The organism is Cobetia sp. 29-18-1 (assembly GCF_029846405.1).
Classification (GTDB): Bacteria; Pseudomonadota; Gammaproteobacteria; order Pseudomonadales; family Halomonadaceae; genus Cobetia; species Cobetia amphilecti.
Map to the genome: position 1 here is coordinate 1 of NZ_JARWKS010000042.1, position 2,921 is coordinate 2,921.

Sequence of the window (2,921 nt, forward strand, 5' to 3'; positions counted from 1 at the left end):
CGCAAACCCCTTGGGTGTTATATGGTCAAGCCTCACGGGCAATTAGTACTGGTTAGCTCAACACATTGCTGTGCTTCCACACCCAGCCTATCAACCTTGTAGTCTTCAAGGGCCCTTCAGGAGGCGCAAGGCCTCAGGGAAGTCTCATCTTGAAGGGGGCTTCCCGCTTAGATGCTTTCAGCGGTTATCCCGTCCGAACGTAGCTACCGGGCAATGCCATTGGCATGACAACCCGAACACCAGAGGTTCGTCCACTCCGGTCCTCTCGTACTAGGAGCAGCTCTTCTCAAACTTCCGACGCCCACGGCAGATAGGGACCGAACTGTCTCACGACGTTCTAAACCCAGCTCGCGTACCACTTTAAATGGCGAACAGCCATACCCTTGGGACCGACTTCAGCCCCAGGATGTGATGAGCCGACATCGAGGTGCCAAACACCGCCGTCGATGTGAACTCTTGGGCGGTATCAGCCTGTTATCCCCGGAGTACCTTTTATCCGTTGAGCGATGGCCCTTCCATACAGAACCACCGGATCACTAGAACCTACTTTCGTACCTGCTCGACGTGTCTGTCTCGCAGTCAAGCACCCTTATGCTCTTGCACTCAATGCACGATTTCCAACCGTGCTGAGGGTACCTTCGTGCTCCTCCGTTACTCTTTAGGAGGAGACCGCCCCAGTCAAACTACCCACCATACACTGTCCTCGATCCGGATAACGGACCTGAGTTAGAACGCCAATGATGTCAGGCTGGTATTTCAAGGTTGGCTCCACCGCATCTGGCGACGTGGTTTCAAAGCCTCCCAGCTATCCTACACAGACAACATCAGCATCCAGTGTAAAGCTATAGTAAAGGTTCACGGGGTCTTTCCGTCTAGCCGCGGGTACACAGCATCTTCACTGCGATTTCAATTTCACTGAGTCTCGGGTGGAGACAGCGTGGCCATCATTACGCCATTCGTGCAGGTCGGAACTTACCCGACAAGGAATTTCGCTACCTTAGGACCGTTATAGTTACGGCCGCCGTTTACCGGGGCTTCGATCAAGAGCTTCGCGTGAGCTAACCCCATCAATTAACCTTCCGGCACCGGGCAGGCGTCACACCCTATACGTCCGCTTGCGCGTTTGCAGAGTGCTGTGTTTTTAATAAACAGTTGCAGCCACCTGGTATCTTCGACCGGTAAGAGCTTACGGAGCAAGTCCTTCACTCGAACCGGTGCACCTTCTCCCGAAGTTACGGTGCCATTTTGCCTAGTTCCTTCACCCGAGTTCTCTCAAGCGCCTTGGTATTCTCTACCTGACCACCTGTGTCGGTTTGGGGTACGGTCGCATGTGATCTGAAGCTTAGAGGCTTTTCCTGGAAGCGTGGCATCGATGACTTCCTGACCGTGGTCAGTTCGTCTCGCATCTCGACCTCAGAGGAACCGGATTTGCCTGATTCCTCGGCCTACATGCTTTCACCAGGACAACCAACGCCTGGCTCACCTAGCCTTCTTCGTCCCCCCATCGCAACCACATCCGGTACGGGAATATTAACCCGTTTCCCATCGACTACGCGTTTCCGCCTCGCCTTAGGGGCCGACTCACTCTGCTCCGATTAACGTAGAACAGAAAACCTTGGTCTTCCGGCGGGGGAGTTTTTCACTCCCCTTATCGTTACTCATGTCAGCATTCGCACTCGTGATACCTCCAGCAGACTTCTCAATCCACCTTCATTGGCTTACACGACGCTCCTCTACCGCTCATCCATAAGGATGAACCCGTAGCTTCGGTACCTGATTTAGCCCCGTTATATCTTCCGCGCAGGCCGACTCGACTAGTGAGCTATTACGCTTTCTTTAAAGGATGGCTGCTTCTAAGCCAACCTCCTAGCTGTCTGAGCCTTCCCACATCGTTTCCCACTTAATCAGGATTTTGGGACCTTAGCTGACGGTCTGGGTTGTTTCCCTTTTCACAACGGACGTTAGCACCCGCTGTGTGTCTCCCACGCTGCACTCACTGGTATTCGGAGTTTGCCTCGGGTTGGTAAGTCGGGATGACCCCCTAGCCGAAACAGTGCTCTACCCCCAGCGGTGATACGTGAGGCGCTACCTAAATAGCTTTCGAGGAGAACCAGCTATCTCCGGGCTTGATTAGCCTTTCACTCCGATCCACAGCTCATCCCAGCATTTTTCAACATACTTGGGTTCGGGCCTCCAATTGATGTTACTCAATCTTCACCCTGGCCATGGATAGATCGCCCGGTTTCGGGTCTATACCCTGCGACTGGTCGCCCAGTTAAGACTCGGTTTCCCTACGCCTCCCCTATACGGTTAAGCTCGCCACAGAATATAAGTCGCTGACCCATTATACAAAAGGTACGCGGTCACACCACGAAGGTGCTCCCACTGCTTGTACGCATACGGTTTCAGGATCTATTTCACTCCCCTCGCCGGGGTTCTTTTCGCCTTTCCCTCACGGTACTGGTTCACTATCGGTCAGCCAGGAGTATTTAGCCTTGGAGGATGGTCCCCCCATGTTCAGTCAAGGTTTCTCGTGCCCCGACCTACTCGATTTCACGTGACTCAGACTTCGACTACGGGACTATCACCCTGTATCGTCAAGCTTCCCAGCTTGTTCGTCTGTCAGTTGTCACGCTTAAGGGCTGGTCCCCGTTCGCTCGCCGCTACTTGGGGAATCTCGGTTGATTTCTTTTCCTCCGGGTACTTAGATGTTTCAGTTCCCCGGGTTTGCCTCTATAGGTTATGTATTGGCCTATAGATACTCACCTGATGGTGAGTGGGTTTCCCCATTCGGAAATCGTTGGGTCGCAGGGTATTTGCCACCTCGCCAACGCTTATCGCAGGCTATCACGTCCTTCATCGCCTCTGGCTGCCAAGGCATCCACCGTATGCGCTTAATCGCTTGACCATATAACCCCAAG

Annotated in this window: 1 rRNA gene; it reads right to left on the reverse strand. The window is 53.4% G+C overall.

The annotated features are described in order from the left end of the window. Window positions 1–21: 21 nt before the first annotated feature. Window positions 22–2,908: ribosomal RNA gene (locus QD208_RS17505) — 23S ribosomal RNA — on the reverse strand. Between the last annotated feature and the right edge of the window lie 13 nt (window positions 2,909–2,921).